Below are 20,827 nucleotides of genomic sequence, written 5' to 3' on the forward strand. Positions count from 1 at the left end.
CCGCGTCCTAGAGCCGGTGGGTGTCGTCGCAGCTGAGGCAGGCCAGCGCCGACGGGCGCAGGCCGGCGCCGCGGCAGTGCGGGCAGCCACCATCGGCGGTACGGCCACCGAGGCGGCAGTCGCAGCTACGCAGCCGGCTGCCGGGCACGCAGTCCGGGCAGGGCCGCCAGCCGATCTCCGCACCGAGCCAGGACGGGTCGGGCGGCGTGAAGCCCCGGCGCAGCGGCACCCGCACCCGGCGCATTACCTGACCGGTGGGCTGCTCCACCAGGTCCTCGACGGGTTCGCCGTCGCGCAGGCTGGTGTGCCACCAACGTCCGTCGCGCCAGATCGCCTGCGCGCCGGGCAGCTCGACACCGTCGACCGGGTCGACACAGTCGGCGAGGATCCGCCGTTCCAGCTGGTCCACCTCGACGGCGGGCACGACGGGTGGGCGCGGCTGGTCGGGCTGCACCAGCCGGGCGGCGACGCCCCGGCCACGCTCGGCGAGCCCGGCGAGCGCGTCGGCCACGTCGGTGCCGGCCAGCGCTTCCGGCAGGTCGGGATGGCCGATCCTGAACATCGGCACCGGCGAGCCGGGCACCTCGTACCGGACCTTCCAGCCCTGCCCGTGCCGGCGTACCTCGATCACCAGGTCGAGCAGGAGCACATCGGCCAGCGCGCAGAGCCGCACCAGCCGGTCGGCCGGGTCGACCGGCGGCGCAGCGGCCGACCGGCCGAGGAACAGCCGCCAGGGCATGTTGTCGAGCCCTGCGATGGCCTGGGCCTCCAGCTCGTACCGGTGCACGGCCGGGGCGTCGGGTCGCCACTGCGGCGGCAACCACAGCGTCAGCGCCTCGTCGGTAACGGTTGCGCCGACGCTGGCAGCCAACTCGCGTACCCGATTCTCAAGCTTGACCACCCAGCCGGTTGGGCTCGGCTCAGGATCGAGGCCGCCGGGCATGACACTGTGCGAGGCGACCACGCCGGTGTCCAGGTTGGCCACGCTGAGCACCAGCTGCGCCCGTCGCCGCCCGCGCCGCTTGCAGCGATGACAGGGGTACGCGACGCTGCCCGCGCCCCGACACTGCTCACAATCCCGGTACGCCTCAGGGTGCGTGGGCGTGGCCGCCTCGTCGGCCAGGAACCGGTTGCCGAAGGTGGTGCACCGACAAGGCAACAGCTGAAAGGTCAACCCGTCACAGTCGGGGCAGGTTATGACGGTCACCGCTCACCGGTCCGATTTCCGCCAGTGCCCGGTGGCTGTTCGAAGATTGCGCGCACGGGTCGACACCGCCCCTTCTGTGGTCGGAATTGACGTCGCGGTCATCGCTGTTGTCGGACTCATCTTGTAGGGTCGGAAACACCATGACAATGAATGTCGCGTCATACTGATCAACTGCTTGATCGCACCAATTCCGAGTTCGACAACCCCTCGCCCGGATGTTGCAAAAACAAACAGGAAGGAGGGCGCGATGGCCGACGACATGGGGTCGACAGTGCCCCGACGCCAGCTCGGCAGGACCCTGCGTGACCTGCGCACCGAAGCCGGGATCACCCTGGACGCCGCCGCCGAGGCGCTGGAGTGCAGCCGACAGAAGGTGTGGCGGATCGAGAGCGGCCTCGGCTCCGTGCGCGGCGTCGACGTCCGCGCCATGTGCGAGCTGTACGGCGCACGCAGCGACCTGACCCGGGCGCTGATGGCGGTGGCCGCCGAGACAAAGGCGAAAGGTTGGTGGCACGCCTACGGCGATGCCATCCCCGACTGGTTCGAGCTGTACGTCGGCCTCGAATCCGCCGCATGCCGAATCCGAAGGTACGACGAAGCACTGATCCCCGGCTTGTTGCAGACCCGAGGCTATGCGCTCGCCGTCTACCAGCACCGATCAGAGGTCACGGAAGAGGAACGTGAGCGCCTGGTTCAGGTGCGGATCCAGCGACAGTCGCTGCTCACGCGTCGCCTGCCAGCAGCGCCCCAGATGGACATCGTCATCTCGGAAGGCGCGTTGCTGCGGATCGTCGGAGACCGGCCGACAATGGCCGAGCAGTTGCGCCACCTGCTCAACGTTGGTGGCCGAGACAACGTCCGACTCCGGGTCCTGCCGTTATCAGTCGGGCTGCACCGAGGCGTCGAGGCCGGAACCTTCGTCATGCTGGAGTTTCCCCTCGGCAACCGGGCTACGCCAGAGCCACCGGTGATCTACAGCGAATCGTGGACCGGTGCGCTCTATCTCGATCGTCCAGAAGAGTTCGCTGCCTACGAAAAGGTCTGGACGAGCCTGGAGCAGCTTGCCTTCGATGAAGGACAATCGAGGCATCTAATTAACAAGATCATCGGGGAGGTTCACCATGGTTGACCTGACGGGTGCCCGCTGGCGCAAGAGCACCCGCAGCGGCAGCAACGGCGGCGACTGCGTCGAGATAGCCGACAACCTGCCCGGCGTCGTCGCCGTACGCGACAGCAAAGACCCACACGGCCCCACCCTCACCTTCACCCCCACCGCCTGGGCCGCTTTCCTCACTACCGCCCGCACCACCCACTGACCCACGAACCCGCAGAACCCGGCAAGACCTCAAGATCTTGGACACTTACCGTTCGGCTCGAACGGTAAGTGTCCAAGGTTGACAATCCTCGCCCATGACTACGCCGAACGTTGGGCGCTTTGTGTAGATTTTCGGTCGGCCCGTAGCCTCGGCGCTCTCCGCTGATCACCCTTGGGGCAGCACGCGAGTTAAGACGGCGTGAGCGTACAAACGGAATTCAGCGACCTGATCCGCGCGATGGCGCGTCGCGACTGGGGCACAGCCGACCGGCTCTTGGACGAAGTGGAGAGCATCGACTGGCGCGGCGGCAGCCAGGTGATCGCGGCGGCCTTCGCCATCGCGGTCAACGAGCGCTTCACCGCTGACCACTCCCCCACCGACGTGGCTCGGTTCGTCGCCGAGACGCGGTCACGGTTCCCGGCCGCGCAGTCGCTACCCACGCTGGAGATGGAAGCACTCGTCCGGGCCGCGCTCGGTGAGGTCGATCTCATCGAAAACCTCGACCCCGAGACAGCCCTCCAGATGCAGATCGTCTTCCTCGGCAAGCTACTCCAGGACGGCTACCGCGCCGAGCCTGAGCTTGAGGCGTTCATCGCCGACGTGGAACGAACCGCAGCCGACGTCCTGTGGCCGCCGAAGGGGGCGATCTGATGAGCAGACCTGAGATGGCCCTGTACATCCGGACGATGATCAGAGGCGACCACGAGGCCAACGACCGGATCGAAGCGCGCCTCGATGAAATCGGCTGGGACGGTTTCCCGGCCCTCCTCGGTGCGGTCTTCTACTTCGCGGTCAACCGGCGCTTCGATGAGCGGACTTCCCCGGGCGAGATCATGCGATTCGTGGCCGACATGCGAGCGAGAACTCCGCCCGGCACCCCGGAGATCGACGCCAACGCAGCCGAGACGCTGATCCGAGCCGCCGTGGACCCCGATGTCGAGACGGCGATCGATCCGCAGATGGCCGGACGAATCCAGGGACTGGTGATCCTCAATATTTTGGGCGGTGGCGCTGTCGGCGACGACGAGCTGGATGAGACTCTCGCCGAGGCAGCAGCGCTGGCAAGCCGGGTATGAGCTGACTCCGGACGTTGCGGTGGAGGTAACCGCCAATGATTAATCCTGGACTGCCCACGTACATCCGCACGTTGGTTCGAGGCGACCACGCCGCCAACGATGTAGTAGAGGCCAAACTTGACGCCGAGGGCTGGGACGGCCTCCCGCGTTACCTCGCTTCCGTCTTCTTCCTGGCCGTCGATCGCCGCTTCGGCGAGACCGCTGGCCGCGCCGAGATCATCACCTTCGTCGGCGAGCTACGCGCCGGGCTGGCTGACGGCGGGCCGGAGATCAACGCCGAGGCCGCCGAGCAGCTCATCATGTCCATCATCGACCCCTCACTCGACTACTCAACCAGCCAGGAGATGATCGGCCGCATCCAGGCAGTCACCGTGCAGAAAATCCTCACCGAGGAAAACCTGTCGGACGCCGACCTGGACGCCCTACTCGCTGAGGCCGTCAGCCTGTCCTCACGCCCCTGAGCGCCTAACACTCCGATACGCGGGCACGCGGCACCTGCACCTGCTCCTTGGAGGGCTTCCCCGTCTTTTTCGTGGTTTACTCGCAGGGATGCGCTTGTAACCGCCCACCAGGCAGGGGGCAGACCGCCGATGCTGCTAAGTTTCCGCTTTGCCAATCACCGCTCGTTTCGTGACGAGCAGCAGCTCAACCTCACACCTGTCTACGGGGACAGCACCGAGGCGGGCGAGTCGACTCCGCAGGCTGTCCGGGTTGTCGGCATCTTCGGAGCCAACGCGTCCGGCAAGTCCAACTGCCTCGGCGCGCTGGCGTTCATGCGGCAGATGGTCGTGGAGTCGGACCGCGCGGTCGAACCCGGGGTAGGACTTTTCCGCGAACCCTTCCGACTGGATCCCGAGATCGCCGGGCAGCCATCACGCTATGTCGCAGACCTTATGCTCGGCGGGGTTCGGCACACCTACGGGTTCACGATCGACGACAACCGCGTGCTTGAGGAGTGGCTCTACCACTATCCGCTGGGCCGCAAGCGGCGCATCTTCGAACGCGAGGGGAACGACTTCGCGTGGGGAGAAGAGTCGGGCCGGCGGCCCCTGGAGCAAATCGCCGAGATCACCGCGCCGACCGCCCTCTTCCTCAGCACCGTCGCCCGCTTCGGCCACAGTCGCCCAGAACCGGATCCGGCGAACCCTCAGCCGCTGCACAACACCTACCGGTGGTTCTACCTGGCAGGCCAGCGGATGGAACCCGAGATGGTGTTGTCTCAACTTCGTCCTGACGACGCGGGCAACCAGGACGTGCTTCAGCTGGCCGTTGAACTGTTGCAAGCTGCCGACGTGGGGATCGTCGACATCGTGGTCGAGCCGAAACCGAGCGGAGGCATCCACGAGCCAGGATTGCCGGTCGGTTACACATTCGTTCGGCCGCGCGCCCGTCGGTCGGCTGGGCTTGAACGATCGAGGATCCAGATCCAGTTCGCCCACCAGGGCCCCAACGGCACCGCGCTGCTAGACCTCAAGGATCAGTCGACCGGCACACGGCAACTTCTCACCCTAGGGCTGCACGCTGCCGCGATGCTCCGGACCGGCGCCACCATGCTGATCGATGAGATCGACGCCAGCCTGCACCCGATCCTGACCGCCAAGCTCATCAGTCTCTTCCGGAGCCCAGAGGCCAACCCCCTGGGCAGTCAGCTCATCTTCACCAGCCACGACGCCGCGCTGCTGGGCACTCTGGACGCGGAGGAGATCCTGCGCCGCGATGAGATCTGGTTTGTGGAGAAGGACGACCAGGGGGCTTCGTCGCTCTACCCGCTGACGGACTTCAAGCCTCGGAAGGAAGGCGAGAACCGACAGCGTCGGTACCTGAACGGCAACTACGGTGCGGTGCCGGACCTCTCGACCCACCTGTTCGAGCAGGCACTCGCCAACCGTGGAGGTACGGATGACACCTCGTCGCAGTGAGCGTCAGACGGGTCGCATGGTGCGTAACGCCGGGCGGGAAACGGACCTACGCAGAGGGCCGGCAACACGGGAGCAGCGGCGGACCGTGCTGATCACGACGAACGGCGAGTCCACCGAGCGCGCCTACTTCGACGCCTTGAAGCGGGAGCCGTGGGTCAGCGTCAAGGCCGCGGTCGCTGTTGAGCGCGGTTCGCCCGTCGACCTGATACGCGGCGCGTACCGCCGGCAGCGGGAGGATGACTACGACGAGGCGTGGGCCGTCTGCGACGTCGAGGGAAACCCTTCGACCTCTGTTGGTGTTCTCGTCGCCGAGCTGAAGCGCGTGATCTAGGCGGGATGACCCAAACGAGATCTCGCCTCAAATCTCCGAAGTCGGCACGACGGAGCATCTTCCACGAACCGGGCCGGCTCCGACGAGAACGCAGTCGGCGGCAAACCGGCGATTCGGCAGCCGCTCCGAGAGGAAGGCCCCTACGAGAGAAGCTCCACTCGGCAGGTGCGCCATGCAGGGGCCAATCGTGCCCCCTGTGAGCAGGTCTATTCGCCGAAGCGACCAGCCTGTCCTCGCGCCCCTGAACACCCAGGGCACTTAAAGCGGGCCGAATAAGCTTCACCCTGGCCTTCGTGGCCGTAGCCGCCCCGGCGCATGTTCTATGCTGCCTTGAAGACTGTGTCGATATGCCATTCCAAGAATTCGGACTTCGGCCAATCGCGCCGGCTTTCCGGCAATGCGATTTGCGTCCCCGCCCTCGCATAAAACTGGTCACCATTCCCGAATTCACTCCGCAGGCGTGGGCTTACCACAAGTCGATATTTAGGGTCCACGCCAAGGTAGCCATGATCGAAGAGGATGTGCACATCGGACTTGAGCAACAGCCCGTTGTCCAAGCGATGCTCGCCACCTAACGGCAGCGGGCGGATGTGCGCTGCCTGCAACACCGGTTGGACCTTGTTACCAGTGACAGCGCAGCGGCGCCCGTAGGCACCGAGCACAACAGCTTTGAAGGACTGCTGACCAAGGCGCTGCGGTACGAGCCTTGGATCGCCGTAAACCGGTCCGGAACGATGCCACGGTCCAGTCAGGTCGACATCAAACGTCGCCCCGAGCAAGCGACCAATCAGCGCGTTGAAGTAGTCCGCCGTTTCCGGAGCAGCAAGATCATAGGTCTTGCCCTGCACCAGGTTTGCGGCGAAACTGGGTGGAGGATCAGCCATCGAACCGTCAGGAAAGAAGACGGCATCTCTGACGAAAATGCAGCCGATGAAGGGATCCTCGGTGCGCTCGATCGCCTGCTTGCGATACCGGCCGACTCTGCGACTGAGTTCGTCAATACTCGGGGCTCCGTTCGCCTCGCCGAATAGCTCCCATGCCTCCGATATTCGTAGTCGCTCGAAGCCGCTGAAGAAGCCGCCACCGACTATTCGATTGAGCGGGTAATGTGCTTTGAAGAGGAAGGGCTCCCCCGGCGTCAACGCTCGAAACGAACCCCCGGACGGGCGCCAGAAGTTGACCTCGCTGAGATGCGGACGATCGGCCAGGAAGCGGAACCAAGTTTCGTCAGTCACACCCACAAAAGCCTTCACAGTAGACAGTCTTCGACGTCGAAGCTGACCTTGGTACCGTCCGAACGGCCACGCCTCCAACGTGTGCCGATCGCAGGTCCGCCATTAACTTCCATACCTCGGCAGGCGCCCCTGGCAGAGCCATCCCAGGTTTGGCTCCGCGAGGGTCTACGGGAAGCGGCCGCCACCCGGCGCGTTGTTGGCGGGGCGCAGGAAGGGCGAGGAGTGGATCGGGCCGGTGGGCAGTACGCCGGCCGGGGCGTAGTGGGCGATGACGTTGCGCAGTCGCTTCGCCTTGCACTGGGATTGATCTGCTCCCAGCGCGGCGAGTCCTCACGCATCCTGCATCATGCGCTGCCGCGCGGCCATGACGGTCACTTCCCCACAGCTGTGTCTGTCTCAGGCCCCGTGGACGGTACCGTCGCTTCCGGACACTGCCCAGACGTCGATCAGCGGCAGGCCCGGTCGGCCTTTCTACCCGAGTGACCCATTGACGCCGGTATCCGCACCTCACCTGCGAATAGCTTCGGCGTCGAGCTGTTCCTTCCACCTGCTGGACAGTCCGAAATCCGACACCACGATGCCACTCTGGGATCACGGCGTGGTGAGCCAGAACGTCAGCCTGTCCTCGCGCCCCTAGACCCCACAAGATCTGACACCTGGGCACGCAGCATCAGCACCCAGCCACCTGAAGGGCCTGCCCAACGCAAGGGTTTGCGCTTCAGTTCTGGTTCGATGAACCGTACGCGGCCATGAACATGTCCAGCAGTCCGTCGACCGCGCTCTCGTCGATGGGGCGGGTTGACAGCAGCCAGCGGTAGTACAGAGTGCCGCACAGCACCTCGGCGGCGAATTCCAGGTTCGCTTCTGCGGTCAGCTCACCGGTGCGCTGGGCGCGGGTGATTCGGTCGAGGGTGCTCTGCTCGACGGTGATCAGGAATCGTTCGTGCAGGGTCGCCCGCAGCGTGGGATCGGCCTGTGCCTCGGCGATGACTGCGCGGTAGACGGGGCCGATCGGCGGGCTGGAAAGGGCGAGGCTTGAGCGTAGGAACTGTTCGCGCAGATCCGCGCGGACGTCCCCGGCGTTGCGGTAGTCCAGATCGCTGGTCCACACGAGGCTGAGCGCGTCGAGCAGCAGCGCCGCGATGGACGGCCAGCGCCGGTAGATCGTGTGTTTTCCGACCCCGGCCCGTCTAGCGACCGCCTCGATGCTCAGGCCCGCGTAACCGACCTCCGCAGCCAGATCGAGGGTTACTCGCAGCAGTTCTTCAGTGCGCGCAGCGCCTCGGCGCCGTGGCGAGGCGGGCGTGCCGGTCATGCTCCCCATCCTATCGGCACAGGGCGTGCCGTTGACAATATCGAGGGCCGTGTGCAACATTTGGGCCCCGATCGGCACGGTGCGTGCCGATGGGCAGGGTGGTGGCAGGTCGCCACCCGCACGCCCAGGATCGCGCCACATCACATCTGCAAGGGGAAACTTGCCATGAGCAGCACCAAAAGCAGCAGGCACGAGGGGTTCACGGCCGAGGAGCGGGTCGCGATGAAGGACCACGCCCAGGAGTTGAAGAAGGCCGCACGCCGCGGCTCGCGCGCGGACAAAGCGGCGGAGGCGGAGCGGGACCTGCTCATCAAGATTTCCGAGATGCAAGACTCGGACCGAGTCATGGCCGAGCGCGTCCACGCCGTCATCACAGCCAGCGCCCCGCTCCTGGCGCCGAAGCTCTGGTACGGGATGCCCGCCTACGCACTGGACGGCAAGATCGTCTGCTTCTTCCAGAGCGCGGAGAAGTTCAAAGCGCGCTACGCGACGCTCGGGTTCAGCGACCAGGCAAGGCTGGACGAGGGCCCGATGTGGGCGGCCGGTTTCGCCCTGACCGAGGTGACAGCCGAGGTGGAGGCACGGATCGGTGCGCTCGTGAAGCAGGCGGTCAGCTGAGCCGCGTCCCGGCGGAACCGACAGCCCTCCACAGCGTTCAACCCCGACACCACACACCGGGTCGACCGTGACCCACGACTACAGGAATGACTATGACCGTCCCTTCCGTTTTGACTTCCATCGAATCCGTCACCCTCGACGTGGCCGACCTCACGGCCGCCAACCGCTTCTACAGCGCCTTCGGCTTGGACACACACGTACGCCTGCGGGCCTCCGATGCGCCGACGACCGGCTTCCGCGGGTTCACGCTGTCGCTCACAGTGTCCCAGCCAGCCACCGTCAACGGCCTCATCGAGGCCGCGCTCGACGCCGGCGCGACGACGTTGAAGCCAGCCGCGAAGTCGCTCTGGGGTTACGGCGGCGTCGTCCAAGCCCCGGACGGGACCATCTGGAAGGTCGCGACCTCGGCGAAGAAGGACACCGGCCCGGCCACCCGGCATGTCGACGAGATCGTGCTCCTACTGGGAGTCGCGGACGTGACCGCGAGCAAGCGATTCTACGTCGACCAAGGCCTCGCCGTGGCGAAGAGCTTCGGCCGCATGTACGTCGAGTTCGCCACTGGATCGAGTCCCATCAAACTGGCGCTGTACCGGCGCCGTGCCCTTGCCAAGGACCTCGGCGTCGCTCCCGACGGCACCGGGTCGCACCGGCTCGTGATCGGTGGCGCTGCCAGACCCTTCACCGACCCGGACGGGTTTGCCTGGGAAGCCACATCGCTGGCGCCCACACCCTGACGCGCCACTGCTGTCTGTCCGACTGACCGCCGGGTTGGGGACGGGGCCGGGTGCCGGGCCGCTGCGCACAGCCGCCACCACCCGCCGGCGCGCTCAGTCGCTGAACTCGGCGCGATCCACGGCGAAGAGTGTGCCGTCGCCGCCGGTGAACACCAGGTAGAGGTCGTGGAAGCCGTTCGCGGCGTCCGGGCTGGTGTCGATCCAGGTGGTGGCCGTCACCCAGTCGGTGCCGGACCCGGGGGGCACGGTCATCGAGCCGACGAGCGGCCCGTTCGGGCTGTCGATCCGTGCCTCGATGACACCCCCGGCCTTCGGGGCGACGGTGGCGTGCAGACGCAGTTGGCCCTTCTGGTCGGCGAATCCCGCCGCCGATCCGTCCGCGAAGTTGACATTCGTCCAGCGCAGGTGGCTGCCATCGCGTACCCGCGTGACGACCTTGCCGTGCTCGGGCGTCGTGACGATCCGCAGGCCCGCCGACTGGCCGTCGTTCTCCTCTGCGAGGTAGGTGGAGAACACGTCCTTGCGGTCGGGCAGCGCGGGCAACTCGGACCACTTCGGCACGAACGTCGTCACGCTCTGGCCGCGCAGAGTCGTGCTGAAGGACCGGCCGTGCGTGCGGATGTCGGCCAGTTTCTTCATGTTCTCGTTCGCCGACGTGCGGTACGGCACCACCGAGGAGATCGGTCCCTTGCCGGCGGTGACGTAGGAGACGCACTCGCCCTGGTTACGGAATGCCGGGTTGACGAAGGCCGCCCAGCCGCCCTTCTTGCAGTCGTTCCTGGTCTCCGGCGGCAGCGGAAAGCCGCCTGCGAGATCGACGGCGAGCGGTACGTCGTCCGGGTTGTTGTTGACCACGACGATGGTGAAGTCGTGCGTCGCCTCGTCCTTGTACGCCGTGACCGTGACCCCGGGTGCCGGTGCCCTGGTGGCGCCGATCATCACGTCACCGGGGTCGAGGAAGCGGCTGTACTGGCCGAACGCGTAGTACCGCTTGAAGATGCGGTACTGGCCGTTCTCGGTCGGGTTGCCGCTCTGCGGGGTGCCGGTGTTGACCAGCCGGATCAGGTCCGAGCCGTCCGCGCCGTTGTTCGCCACCGGCCACCACCAGAAGTACGCGTTCAGCCGGGTCTCGTCGAACAGGTTCCCGATGAGCGTGGCGTAGCGCAGGCCGTCGCTGATCGTGTTGTTGACGAACAGCCGGTCGCGCGGCGCACCCTGGTTCATGTACTCGGTCTGCCAGATGGTCTTACCCAGCGCGTGCGAGGTGGTGAACGCCGTGGGCGTGGCCCGCGTCGCCGCGTCGATCAGCCCCGAGTATCCGTGCGCCGCGACGACGTCGACGTGCCGGTTCGCCGCCGGGTCGCTGATCGCCGGCAGGGCGAAGCCCTCGTGGAAGCCGACGCCCTCGCCAAGCACGATCTTCGCGTCCACCCCCCGGCGTGCGAACGTCGGGCCCAGGTGGTCGCGCACCAGGACACGCAGCTCCTCGGCCGTCCACTGGCAGCTTGAGTACCCGGTGGTGATGTCGGGTTCGTTGGTCGGTGAGATGTGCGTGATCCGGATGCCGAACTCGCGCTCGTAGCCGAGCACGTACTCCGCGAGGTAGTCGGCGAACGCCTGGTACATGTCGGGCCGGAGCTTGTTCGGTGGGCCGGACGGGCCGGAGGAGATCACGCTGTTGTTCTGCTTCATCCACGCCGGCGGGCTCCACACGCTGGCGAGGATCGTTTCCACGCCGCGCGCCTGCGCCTCACGCATCAGCCACACCTGGTACGCGTCGAAGTCGGCCTTGCGCTGCGCCCAGTCGGGCAGGTCCCACACGAACCGGCCCGGCTCCGGCTCGATCGTCTGCGTCGGGCCGTCGTAGAGCTGGTCGCCCCACACGCCCACGCCGCCGTCGCCCACCATGACCCGAACGATGTCCAGGCCGATGCCGGACTGGTCGTCGAAGACCATGTCGAGCATCTGCGAGGTCAGCGGCTCTCCGAGCCGCTGGAGCGCACCCGCCTTGTGGAACGGGAACGCCCCGCCGAAGCCGTCGACGGTCTGCCGTTCCGCGCTCCAGTCGACCACCGTGGCGGGCGGGGCAACGGGCCGGTGCGCGGTGCCGCCCGAGGCTGTCGAGACAACCAGGCTTCCGACCACCACCGCCGCCGTGGCCAGCCGGACCGTCCATACCGTTCGCCGTCGCATCACTGGCTCCCCGTCGCTCGAACCACCCGGCCAGGCGGCGTGCGGCCAGCGGGAACACGGGCAGCCCTGCGCCACCGGGACGCCGTCACGAGTGGCAAATGATCGACGTCCGCGAATTTAGGTTAGGGGGCCGCACGCTGAGGAGCAAGGCGCTGCTCCGGGGCGCGGGTCACTCGGCGCGGAGGTGGTCCAGGTCGTGGGTGCCGGAGTGGGAGATGGGCAGAGCATCGAGGATCCCGATGGGATTGGCGAAGCCCTTGGTCAGCGAGGCGTCCGGCTCTCCGGGCGCAACAAGGAAGTTGGTTGGCTCTCTCATGACAGGTTGCCACTCAGCGGGCCACCGGGAAGCGCGTAACCGCTGCGATCCGTCGTCGGATAGGTGGCGTCCATCCGGGCGGCGATGTCGGTGTCGGTGCACCGGTAGAAAGCCCCGACGGCGTACAGCGCGTCGCGCGACTTGCCGAGGAGTTCGATCAGGTGGGTAAGCCGCTGGTCCATCTCGTTGACGAGTTTCTGATGCGCGGGCCATGCCTAAAGGCTCATGACAGCGCGTCCCGGATCACGCCCGTCACGACGAGCAGGATCGCGGCGGCGAGCAACGCCAAGGCCATGATCCGACCGCGCCGTTTCGACTCGGCGTTGGAAGACGCACGGTAGATGCCGAGACCCGCCACGGCGGCGACACCGAGAGGGACAGCCACCGACGTGAAACGAACGAACGACCAAACGTCGAAGGCCTCGTTGTCACCGACGATCGCCAACTGGTAGCCGAGGAAGCCGAGGCCGACCACGCAGAAGAAGAACAGCACCATCGACACCAGCGCGACACTCTTGCGAAAGTCGTGCCACGGATCCAGCTTTTCCGGCACCCCAGTCACCCGATCCGACTGACCGGTCTCGCTCACAACCCGCACAATGCCACAGCGCGACCACCGAGCGCGACCCCGTCGTCACCAGACTGCGAGCCGCATTCATCTCCAATAGCGTCCGTCCGACTAATCAGACGTAATCCACGTTCGCGGACGGTCGACGGAGGGACAGCATGGCCAGCATCGAAGAGGTCGCGGCGGCATGGCCCGTTCCGGGACGAAGGCCCGCTACGAGAGAAGCTCCACTCGGCAGTGCGCCATCGCGGCCCGACCGAGTTTGGCGTCGGCGGTCACGAGCGTCAAGTCACGGCGTTCCGCGAGGGCGACATAGGCCGCGTCGTAGGCGCTGATGTTCGCCTTGATCTGCCACATCCGCGGCAGGAGATCGTCAACCGGCACCGTATCGACGCCCAGGCGACCGATCCGGTCGACCGCGCGGGATGCCAGTTGGTCGGTGATCTTCCCGCCGAGCACCAGCCCACGCATGACGGAGAAGACCTCGATCTTCCAGTGCTCGGGTGCCGCCCATTCAGGATCCCGGCCCAGCACAGCGCGGGCCTTGCGGCCACGATCGTCGGTGTACACGAGCATGCTCGCGACGGCCGAGGCATCAACGACGATCACGCGACATCCCGGGTTGAGTGTGCGGAGGATGCGTCGCCGCGAAGGCCACGCTCGGCACGAGCTTGCCCCAGAACCTCAGCCGCATCGGGGGCGCCCTGATCGGCACCGGCGCCGCTGTCGAGCTCCTGGCCGATCTCGGCGAGAAGCTGCCGGTTCCGGCAGAAGTCAGCCTGGCGGTTGAGGACAGAAAGTAGGTATGCCTGCAAAGACTGGCCGCGTTCGCGTGCCTGCTGGGCCAGGAGGTCCCGCACTTCCTCTGGCACGTCGCGGATCGTGAGCACCACTGCCATGACTGCATAATGCCTGCATTTTGACGCGAGGTCAAGGCTGTTGTCGACCCACGCCACGATGAAGAGCCTTCGACCCTTCTCTTCACGAGGCCCCGGCGTGGCCGGGGCCTCGATCCCCGCTCGGACCACTTCACGGCCCGGCAGTGGCCGATCGACTCCCTCCAGGGGCGCGATCGGCCACTGCCGCCGGGCACTCCGGTCGCAGGACGACGGCGTCCTCAGTGAAGGTGAACTAGCCGGCGTCGAGCGTGATCGACTTGAGTTTGGTGCCTTTCGGCACGTCGAAGACGACGTTCGCGGCCATTGAGTTGCCCGGGTTGATCTTGTCAAGGAATCCCTGCGCGTCGCTGTTGCCATAGATGCCAGCTTCTCCGTCGGCCTGGTTGCCGAGGCCGCGCAGCTCAGTCAGGGCTGCCCGGTCGGCACCGAGTTGGGACAGTTCGGTGTCGACCAGGTCGGTGAAGAATTGGGCGTCTGTTTGAGGCGCGGTTGGCGAGGATCAGCGGGTTGTCGACCGTAGAGCGGGTCCCGCTCGGCGCGTACTGCCGCCAGCGTTGACCGTCACCGCCGACCCTGCCCTGCCAGTAGGCGGGGCGTGACGTGCGGGCCGTTTTCCCTGGAACGCGCTCCGATAGGCGAGGGGCGTGGTGCCGTACGTCCGGCGGAAGTGAAGCCGGAGGTTGGCGGCGCTGCCCAGGCCGCTGCGTCGAGCGATCTCCTCGACGGTCAGGTCGCCGGTCTCCAGCAGGGTGCAGGCCATGCGCAGCCGGGCGGCGATCAGCCAGGCGCGCGGGCTGGTGCCCAATTCCTGGGCGAAGACGCGGCTGAGCGTCCGGGTCGACTGCATCGCCTGTCGGGCGAGATCGGCAACGGTGATGGGCTGGTGCAGATTCGCCAGCGCCCAGTCCGTGACGCTCGCCAGCCGCTCGCCTGCTGCCGCCGGGCTCGCCAGGCCGTACTGGGCCTGCCCACCGGCGCGGTGCAGCGGCGTGACCATGTGCCGGGCACGCTCGATCGCCGCCTGCTGCCCGTGGTCGAGGCCGAGCAGGTACAGGCACAGGTCGAGGCCGGCGGCGAGGCCGGCGCTGGTCAGCACGTTGCCCTCGTCGACGTAGAGGACCGCCGGATCGACCTGCACGGCGGGATGTTCGCGGGCGAGATCGGCGGCGTGCACCCAGTGGGTGGTGGCCCGACGCCCATCGAGCAAACCGGCCTGGGCCAGGGCGAATGCCCCGCTACAGATGGCGGCGATCCGGGCGCCGCGCTGGTGCGCGGCACGCAGGGCGGCGAGCGCCTCAGCCGGTGCCGGCCCGCGCTTGAATCCGGGGACGATGACGGTGTCGGCGGCTGCTACCGCGTCGAGGCCCGCCGCGACGGTGATCCCGAACCCGGGCGTGGTGGTCGACACCGGCCCAGCCCGGAGTGAACACAGTAGGACGTCGTACCTGCCGAGGCCCTCGTGACCGAAGACCTGCGTGGCAATTGCCGCATCGAAGGCTACGACTGGCGATAGAGCCAGAACCGCAACGCGATGGATGGCCGATTCCTCACGCATGGTGGCGAGCATGCCACTGGCACATCACCTTTGGGGCGGCGAGCCTGTGCAGGTGAGAGTAGAGATCGTCGTTTTCGACGGCTCTGACGAACTCGATGCCTTCGGCCCGTTCGAGGTCCTGTCCAGCGCTGGGTTCGACGTGGAACTCGTGGTCGGGCACCGGCCGGGCCCGGTACGCAGCATGCGCGGGGTCCAGCTTCAGGTTCCCGCTGTGCTGGGCCGCCCCGACGGGGTGATCGTGGTCGGCGGTGGCTGGTTGAACCGGGCCGAGCAGGGCTCCTGGGCGCAGGCGCAGGGCGGTGTGCTGCTCGAACGCCTGGCGGATGCGGCCGGTTCCGCATGCTGGATGGCTTCGGTGTGCACGGGCGGGATGCTGCTCGCTGCGGCAGGTCTGCTCACCGGTCGCAACGCCACGACGAACCGCAACGCGTACGAGGAACTGCGCGCATACGCCGTGAACGTGATCGAGGAGCGGGTGGTCGATGACGGCGATCGAGTCACTGCGGGCGCGTTGAGCGCCGGCCTGGATCTGGGCCTGTGGCTCACCGAACGGGAGTTCGGCGCGCAACGCGCCGCCGAGGTGGCCACCGCCATCGACTTCGCCCTGCGGGCCGCCGTGTGGAGAAACCCTCCGCCCGGCAGCGACGTGGCCACCTGCGTCCCATGGTTCAATCCTTGCGGCCGGTGGCGGCGACCATGACGCCGAGCCCGATCAGGGTGAGCCCACCGACCCGCCGGCCGTCGGACCGGAACTCAGCGCAGCGTGGCGATCGCGGCCACGAGGTCGGACTGGGACGGGACAGCTGCCACCTTGGCAGGCGCGGCGGCGGTGGGGCCGTTACAGGGCGGGGCGGATCAGGAAGGTGGCCGTCGAGGGTGCGGCCCCCTCGCCGATCGGGGAGACTCGCATCTGCTTGCCGGGATCACGGCTCAGGTAACGATCCGGGTAGTTGTGCGAGCGCAGCGAAGTGTGCGTGCCGCCGATGCCGGTGACCGGGCAGAACGTGGCGTCGGCGCGGAACAGGGCGCTGCCGTCGGCACGGTGCAGGAACACGCGGAATCCAGAGTGCCGTAGGTAGTGGCCGGGGAAGTTCACCGACTCGAAAGAGACGCAGCTACTTCCGGCGAGGCCGGAACGGACGACGAACGCAGCGTCGGCTTTCGTGCCGGCGCTGCTGGCGGCATTCACCGGTTCGACTCGTACCTCGAAGTTGGCGTGTCGTACCCGATGACCGGGCAGGCTGGCGACTTCGAGACCGATCCGGGTGCCGGGCACCAGCACCGATCCGGCTGGGCTGGCGGGTGCGGAAGACGGGTTTGCGGGGGCACTCGGGGCGGGTGGTGGAGCCTTGGTGGCCGGGTTCGCCGGCGTACCGCCGGGGGTGGCCGGGCCGGAGCCGGGGTTACCCGCGCCGCCGTCGGTGCGCGGGTTCAAGCCGGGCCGGACGACAGCGTCGGTGCTCGGGCTCGGCAGCGCGGCCCCGACGCCTCGAAGGTCGGATCCGGGGCCGTTCACGCCGGGCAGCCGGTCATCGTTGGCCGGGTTGTCCTCGGCAGGGTCGGGATGGAGCACCTCGGCAACGAACTCGCCACGGATCGACTCCTGTGGGTTTCCGTCGCGGAGCGCCATCACCCCGACGAGTGCGGTGACGACGACGAGGGCGACGCCGCCGAGCACGTGCACACGCCGTGGCGCGGCCCGGCCGATGACCTGACCCGCCTCGGCGGACGCATCCGGGCGCCGGGCGGCCGACGGCGCGACGCTGGTGACCGGTGGCGCGGCGCTGGTGACCGGCGGCGAGGCAATTGTCCGTTGTGGCGACTCGGTGGGCCGGTGCTGCTGCGTACCGGCGTCCGGACCACCAGATGCTGGCGGGGTGAGATTCGAACCGGGCCGGTCCGTCCCAGGAAGCCAGCCACCTATCCGCAGGTGCGACTGGCCGTTGCCGTGCTGGGACATGGTGCTCTCCTGCAGGTTCAGCGCACGCGTTCGACCCTGACATGATCAAAGGGCTGCGGCCGCCACACTCTCACCTTTGCCAGCCTGATGCCAGTAGCACGCACCTGATGCCTCGTCTTTGATCGTCGAACAGGCGTGATTTCACAGAGAAATAAATATTTCAGGGTGAAATCACGCCCCGGCGATAAGCACGTCCTCGCCAACGATGTGCCCGACCAACGTCCCATGACGGGGCACTAGCTAGGGGCGGGGGCGGGAGTGGGGAAGGCGAGGACTTGGCCGGTGGGCGAGGACGGCTCCGGAGCGCCCCAGTGTTGGGCCAGGACGAAGAGGCGCGAATCGGGGGCGGGGCTGAGCGCGCAGGCGAAGGCGCCGCGATCGAGGTGGACGGTGGCCAGCACCTCGCCGCCCTCGCGTACCCGGACGCAACGCTGGTTGCCCACTTCGGCGTACCAGAGGGCACCTTCCGCGTCGAGGCAGATGCCGTCGGGATGGTCGCCTGGCGTGTCCGCCCATACCCGCCGGCCAGTCAGGACACCGTCGGCGCCGACGTCGTACGCGGTGAGCCGGTTCGCGTACGACTCGGCGACGATCAGGGTGCTGCCGTCGGAACTGATCGCCATGCCGTTGGGGAAGGCGAGGTCGTCGGCCACCTGTGCGACGGTGCCGTCCGGGGTGACCCGCACGATCAGGCCGGGGGTGAACTCGCCGCCGGGAAAGTCGAAGTTGATGGTGTTGACGTAGGCGTTGCCGTGCGCGTCGACCACGATGTCGTTCCACGGCTTGTCGGCGACCGCGCCGAGGTCGGCGTACGCCACAAGCGAGCCGTCCGGCTCGCGGCGCAGCAGCCGACGCCGGGCCGAGTCGACCACGAGCAGCCGCCCGTCCGGCAGGAAGTCGATGCACATCGGGAAGGACTCGACGGTGGCCTCCACCTGGTGGCTGCCGTCGGCGGCGAGCGAGATCACCTGATGCGCGCCCCAGTCGGAGAACCAGAGCCGCCCGTCGTGCCAACGCGGCGACTCGCCGAACACGATGCCTTCCATCAGGATTTCCGGTCCGCTCATGACCTGCCCCTCCGCCAGCCAGCACCCGTACCGACATCATCATCGACACGGGTCTGACATCCGCCGGGGTTCGGCTCCCCGCCACGCGGGGACCGAACCCCGGACGCGGGTCATTCGGCGCGCAGGTGGTCCAGGTCGTGGACACCGGGGCTGACCCAGATCAGGATCGCACGTACGTCGGCCAGGGCCGCCGCGTCGCAGGACATCTGGGTGCCCAGCTCGATCTCCACGGTGGCGGTGCGGCCCTGGCTGACCCAGCCGAACTCCGACTGGCACCAGGCCCAGCCGGCGCCGGTCTGCACCGCGATCGAGGCGCCGGTGCCGGCCGACGGCGAGGTACGCAGGTCGTAGCGGAGCACGCTCTTGGCGGACAGGTCCACCGGCTCGGGCAGGGTCACCCCGAACCAGCCGCCGCCGGTGGCGGTGACTCGCAGGCCGTACGCGCCGTCGGTGGCGAAGTCGTCCGTCCGGGCCAGGGTGCCCGCGTCGGTCTGCCAGTCGCCCGGTGCCCAGCCTTCCAGGCCGGTCTCCCAGGAGGCGAGCTGGATCGGGTCGCCGGGCACGGGCTTGACGGTGACGGTCAGCTCGGCGGCGTTGGAGAGCCGACCCGCGGTGTCGCGGACGGTGTAGGAGGCGACGGCCCGGCCCTGGAAGCCGTCCGCCGGGGTGAACACGACCAGCCCGCCGACGCCCAGCGCGAACCGGCCGCCGGTGACGGTGAGCGAGCGCTGCTGTCCGCGTACCGTCGGATCGAGGTCGATGGTGGACGGCCGGACCTTCCCGGCGTACGCGATGTCGTTGCTTGTCGGGGTGAGGGTGACCGGCGTGCCGGCCGTGGTGACCGCGGTGTCGTGGTCGGCGACCGGCGGGCGCGGCCGGAAGCCGCGGCGGATGGTCTCCCCCGCGTTGGCCAGGGTGGTGCAGACCGGGCTCGGGCAGTAGACGGTGTAGCCGTCGTAATCCGGGTAGAGCGTGCCGTCGTCCTGGCCGCCGGAAAGGATCCAGTAGAGGAAGCCGGTGCCGCCGGTGCGGATGAAGGTGTCGGTCCAGCGTTGGTAGACCGGGTTGCGGGTGGTCTTGTCGTGCCAGCCGAACTCGCCGAGCAGGGCCGGCTTGCCGATCCGCTTCGCCTCCCGGTTGTGCCGCTCGATCCAGCGCACGCTCCAGTCGGCGTCGGTGCCCCAGTGGTCCGGGTACAGGTGGTAGCCGAGCACGTCCACGGCGGGCAGCCGGCTCAGCGCGATCGAGTCGACGCCCTCGCCGCAGTTGACGGTCCAGTGCCCGGCGTCCGGGCCGTCGCAGAAGAAGCCCTCGTCGCCGACGCCGACCAGGTGCCGGCGGTCGACGGACTTGAGGTGCCGGCTCATCTCGTCGGCCCACCGGGTGACGGTGTGGGTGGAGCACCGCGGCGACTGCGGGTAGACCCCGGAGCCCTTGCAGCGCGGCTCGTTGGCCAACTCCCAGGCCATGATGGTGGGATCGTCCTTGTACGCCACCCCGGTCAGCGTGTTGACCCGGTTCAGCAGGTGCGTCACCCAGTCGCGGTACCAGCCGCGGATCACCGGGTCGGTGTAGAAGTCGTCGTGGTGCTCGGCGCCGCGCCAGCGGACGTACTGGTCCATGCCGCCGAAGTCGCGCCAGTTGTTGGTCAGCGGGATGATCACGCGGATGCCGGCCCGGCGGGCGGCGTACAGCACGTGGTCGAGGCGCTGGAGGCCGTCGGGTCCGTCGTTGAACGCGGGCTTCTCGCCGTCCCAGTGCTGGAACCACACCCCGTCGGCGGGGCCGTGCACCGAGTCGGTGCCGCCCGAGGTGCCGATGTCGAGGAAGCCCCAGTGTCGCAGCACGGTGAAGCCGGCCGCCTTCGCGTCGGCGAAGACGTCGTCGACCATCAGCCGGGACTTGTACATCAGGTATTGACTTCCTCTGCCATCTGAAGGGGACAGATTCCCGGCGGTGTTCATGCCGCACACCGGGTGGTTGACGCTTCACAGCCAGACCCGATGGCCTCGGCTCCACGTCCGTGCACGGCAAGCCCTGCCGCGTTCACAATGTTCAGGGCGGCGTTGCTGTCGGCGTGACCGACCCACCGGCATGACGTGCACGCGAACACGACACCCTTGCGGGACGCCGGATCACGATGCCCGCACGCGGAGCACGTCTGGGACGTGCCCGCTGCAGGGACTTTCAACAACTGTCCGCCTCGTTCGGTCAGCTTGTACGCCAACAGCTCGATGGTTCGGCTGTGCGCCTCGTTGCGCATCGACCGGTTCAAGCCGGCCTTCTGACGCACCCTCGCGCCGGGCTGCTCGACGGTGCCTTTGGCGCTGCGGGTCATGTTGCGGATCCGCAGATCCTCCACCACCACAATCCCGTACCGCTGCGCGAGCAAGGTGGTGGTTTTATGCTGCCAGTCACCCCGGCGGCGCTTGACTTTCGCGCGCACCTTGGCGATCTGGTCATAGGTTCGACGTAGCCGGTTCGATGTCGGCTCGCCGCGTTCGCGTGCTCGCTTCTG

25 protein-coding genes are annotated in these 20,827 nt (G+C 67.6%); 10 read left to right on the forward strand and 15 right to left on the reverse strand.

The genetic code is table 11. The annotated features are described in order from the left end of the window. Positions 1-7: 7 nt before the first annotated feature. Positions 8-1,174: a hypothetical protein gene (locus IEY61_RS11300; protein ID WP_189043274.1), complete on the reverse strand. Its 1,167-nt coding sequence runs from the start codon at positions 1,172-1,174 to the stop codon at positions 8-10. Between the two features lie 280 nt (positions 1,175-1,454). On the opposite strand from IEY61_RS11300, the gene IEY61_RS11305 reads away from it, so the two are divergent. The 7 genes from IEY61_RS11305 to IEY61_RS11335 all read left to right on the forward strand — a co-directional run bounded on the left by IEY61_RS11305 (position 1,455) and on the right by IEY61_RS11335 (position 5,849). Then, positions 1,455-2,336 (forward strand): helix-turn-helix domain-containing protein, encoded by an 882-nt coding sequence (locus IEY61_RS11305; protein WP_189043275.1) that lies wholly within the window; start codon positions 1,455-1,457, stop codon positions 2,334-2,336. Continuing rightward, positions 2,329-2,523, forward strand: coding sequence for a DUF397 domain-containing protein (locus tag IEY61_RS11310; RefSeq protein ID WP_189043276.1), 195 nt, complete (start codon positions 2,329-2,331; stop codon positions 2,521-2,523). Before IEY61_RS11305 ends, IEY61_RS11310 begins: the two co-directional genes overlap by 8 nt. Before the next feature lie 198 nt (positions 2,524-2,721). Then, complete coding sequence (locus tag IEY61_RS11315) at positions 2,722-3,174, forward strand: hypothetical protein (RefSeq protein WP_189043277.1); 453 nt, start codon at positions 2,722-2,724, stop codon at positions 3,172-3,174. A gap of 14 nt (positions 3,175-3,188) precedes the next feature. Then, positions 3,189-3,599: a hypothetical protein gene (locus tag IEY61_RS11320; RefSeq protein ID WP_189043278.1), complete on the forward strand. Its 411-nt coding sequence runs from the start codon at positions 3,189-3,191 to the stop codon at positions 3,597-3,599. Positions 3,600-3,634: 35 nt separating this feature from the next. Further along, on the forward strand, positions 3,635-4,060 hold the full coding sequence (locus tag IEY61_RS11325) for a hypothetical protein (RefSeq protein ID WP_189043279.1): 426 nt from the start codon (positions 3,635-3,637) through the stop codon (positions 4,058-4,060). 129 nt (positions 4,061-4,189) lie between these two features. After that, a complete protein-coding gene (locus IEY61_RS11330) occupies positions 4,190-5,518 on the forward strand; it encodes an AAA family ATPase (RefSeq protein ID WP_189043280.1) in 1,329 nt (442 codons plus the stop codon). Positions 5,519-5,603: 85 nt separating this feature from the next. Continuing rightward, positions 5,604-5,849, forward strand: coding sequence for an RloB domain-containing protein (locus IEY61_RS11335; RefSeq protein ID WP_189043282.1), 246 nt, complete (start codon positions 5,604-5,606; stop codon positions 5,847-5,849). 320 nt (positions 5,850-6,169) lie between these two features. On the opposite strand, the gene IEY61_RS11340 is transcribed toward IEY61_RS11335, so the two are convergent. Both IEY61_RS11340 and IEY61_RS11345 read right to left on the reverse strand, forming a co-directional pair. Continuing rightward, the gene (locus tag IEY61_RS11340; RefSeq protein ID WP_189043284.1) at positions 6,170-7,102 is read right to left on the reverse strand and encodes an HNH endonuclease; all 933 of its coding nucleotides are present in this window, start codon (positions 7,100-7,102) and stop codon (positions 6,170-6,172) included. A gap of 700 nt (positions 7,103-7,802) precedes the next feature. Then, complete coding sequence (locus IEY61_RS11345; protein WP_189043286.1) at positions 7,803-8,399, reverse strand: TetR/AcrR family transcriptional regulator; 597 nt, start codon at positions 8,397-8,399, stop codon at positions 7,803-7,805. Between the two features lie 165 nt (positions 8,400-8,564). On the opposite strand from IEY61_RS11345, the gene IEY61_RS11350 reads away from it, so the two are divergent. Together IEY61_RS11350 and IEY61_RS11355 are read left to right on the forward strand one after the other, a co-directional pair. After that, complete coding sequence (locus tag IEY61_RS11350) at positions 8,565-9,017, forward strand: iron chaperone (RefSeq protein ID WP_189043288.1); 453 nt, start codon at positions 8,565-8,567, stop codon at positions 9,015-9,017. A 92-nt stretch (positions 9,018-9,109) separates the two neighbouring features. Continuing rightward, on the forward strand, positions 9,110-9,751 hold the full coding sequence (locus tag IEY61_RS11355) for a VOC family protein (RefSeq protein WP_229705817.1): 642 nt from the start codon (positions 9,110-9,112) through the stop codon (positions 9,749-9,751). Positions 9,752-9,844: 93 nt separating this feature from the next. On the opposite strand, the gene IEY61_RS11360 is transcribed toward IEY61_RS11355, so the two are convergent. The 8 genes from IEY61_RS11360 to IEY61_RS11395 form a co-directional block, all read right to left on the reverse strand. Continuing rightward, on the reverse strand, positions 9,845-11,944 hold the full coding sequence (locus IEY61_RS11360; RefSeq protein WP_189043290.1) for a glycoside hydrolase: 2,100 nt from the start codon (positions 11,942-11,944) through the stop codon (positions 9,845-9,847). A gap of 169 nt (positions 11,945-12,113) precedes the next feature. After that, the gene (locus tag IEY61_RS11365) at positions 12,114-12,260 is read right to left on the reverse strand and encodes a hypothetical protein (protein WP_189043292.1); all 147 of its coding nucleotides are present in this window, start codon (positions 12,258-12,260) and stop codon (positions 12,114-12,116) included. Next, positions 12,257-12,442, reverse strand: a complete 186-nt coding sequence (locus tag IEY61_RS11370) for a hypothetical protein (RefSeq protein ID WP_189043294.1) — start codon at positions 12,440-12,442, stop codon at positions 12,257-12,259. The genes IEY61_RS11365 and IEY61_RS11370 overlap by 4 nt, the downstream gene beginning before the upstream one ends. A 41-nt stretch (positions 12,443-12,483) precedes the next feature. Continuing rightward, complete coding sequence (locus tag IEY61_RS11375) at positions 12,484-12,849, reverse strand: hypothetical protein (RefSeq protein ID WP_229705818.1); 366 nt, start codon at positions 12,847-12,849, stop codon at positions 12,484-12,486. A 192-nt stretch (positions 12,850-13,041) separates the two neighbouring features. Continuing rightward, positions 13,042-13,437, reverse strand: a complete 396-nt coding sequence (locus IEY61_RS11380; protein ID WP_229705819.1) for a type II toxin-antitoxin system VapC family toxin — start codon at positions 13,435-13,437, stop codon at positions 13,042-13,044. Next, positions 13,434-13,727: a FitA-like ribbon-helix-helix domain-containing protein gene (locus IEY61_RS11385; RefSeq protein ID WP_189043296.1), complete on the reverse strand. Its 294-nt coding sequence runs from the start codon at positions 13,725-13,727 to the stop codon at positions 13,434-13,436. Before IEY61_RS11385 ends, IEY61_RS11380 begins: the two co-directional genes overlap by 4 nt. 232 nt (positions 13,728-13,959) lie before the next feature. Beyond that, positions 13,960-14,181 (reverse strand): DUF4352 domain-containing protein, encoded by a 222-nt coding sequence (locus IEY61_RS31780; RefSeq protein WP_308424565.1) that lies wholly within the window; start codon positions 14,179-14,181, stop codon positions 13,960-13,962. Positions 14,182-14,226: 45 nt separating this feature from the next. Then, complete coding sequence (locus tag IEY61_RS11395; RefSeq protein ID WP_229705820.1) at positions 14,227-15,282, reverse strand: GlxA family transcriptional regulator; 1,056 nt, start codon at positions 15,280-15,282, stop codon at positions 14,227-14,229. A gap of 52 nt (positions 15,283-15,334) precedes the next feature. On the opposite strand from IEY61_RS11395, the gene IEY61_RS11400 reads away from it, so the two are divergent. After that, positions 15,335-15,982: a DJ-1/PfpI family protein gene (locus IEY61_RS11400; protein WP_229705821.1), complete on the forward strand. Its 648-nt coding sequence runs from the start codon at positions 15,335-15,337 to the stop codon at positions 15,980-15,982. A 138-nt stretch (positions 15,983-16,120) separates the two neighbouring features. Here the strand turns inward: IEY61_RS11400 and IEY61_RS31120 are convergent, their stop codons facing one another. The 4 genes from IEY61_RS31120 to IEY61_RS11420 form a co-directional block, all read right to left on the reverse strand. Continuing rightward, positions 16,121-17,242, reverse strand: a complete 1,122-nt coding sequence (locus tag IEY61_RS31120; protein ID WP_229705822.1) for an AbfB domain-containing protein — start codon at positions 17,240-17,242, stop codon at positions 16,121-16,123. 236 nt (positions 17,243-17,478) lie between these two features. Beyond that, positions 17,479-18,309 carry an SMP-30/gluconolactonase/LRE family protein gene (locus IEY61_RS11410; RefSeq protein WP_189043303.1) on the reverse strand — a complete coding sequence of 277 codons (831 nt, stop codon included), beginning with the start codon at positions 18,307-18,309 and terminating at the stop codon, positions 17,479-17,481. 110 nt (positions 18,310-18,419) lie between these two features. Continuing rightward, positions 18,420-20,219, reverse strand: a complete 1,800-nt coding sequence (locus IEY61_RS11415) for a cellulase family glycosylhydrolase (protein WP_189043305.1) — start codon at positions 20,217-20,219, stop codon at positions 18,420-18,422. A 50-nt stretch (positions 20,220-20,269) separates the two neighbouring features. Next, positions 20,270-20,827, reverse strand: a 558-nt coding sequence (locus IEY61_RS11420) for an RNA-guided endonuclease InsQ/TnpB family protein (protein WP_189043307.1), incomplete at its 5' end; no start/stop codon positions are given.

It is taken from the genome of Micromonospora sonchi (assembly GCF_014646235.1).
GTDB lineage: Bacteria > Actinomycetota > Actinomycetes > Mycobacteriales > Micromonosporaceae > Micromonospora > Micromonospora sonchi.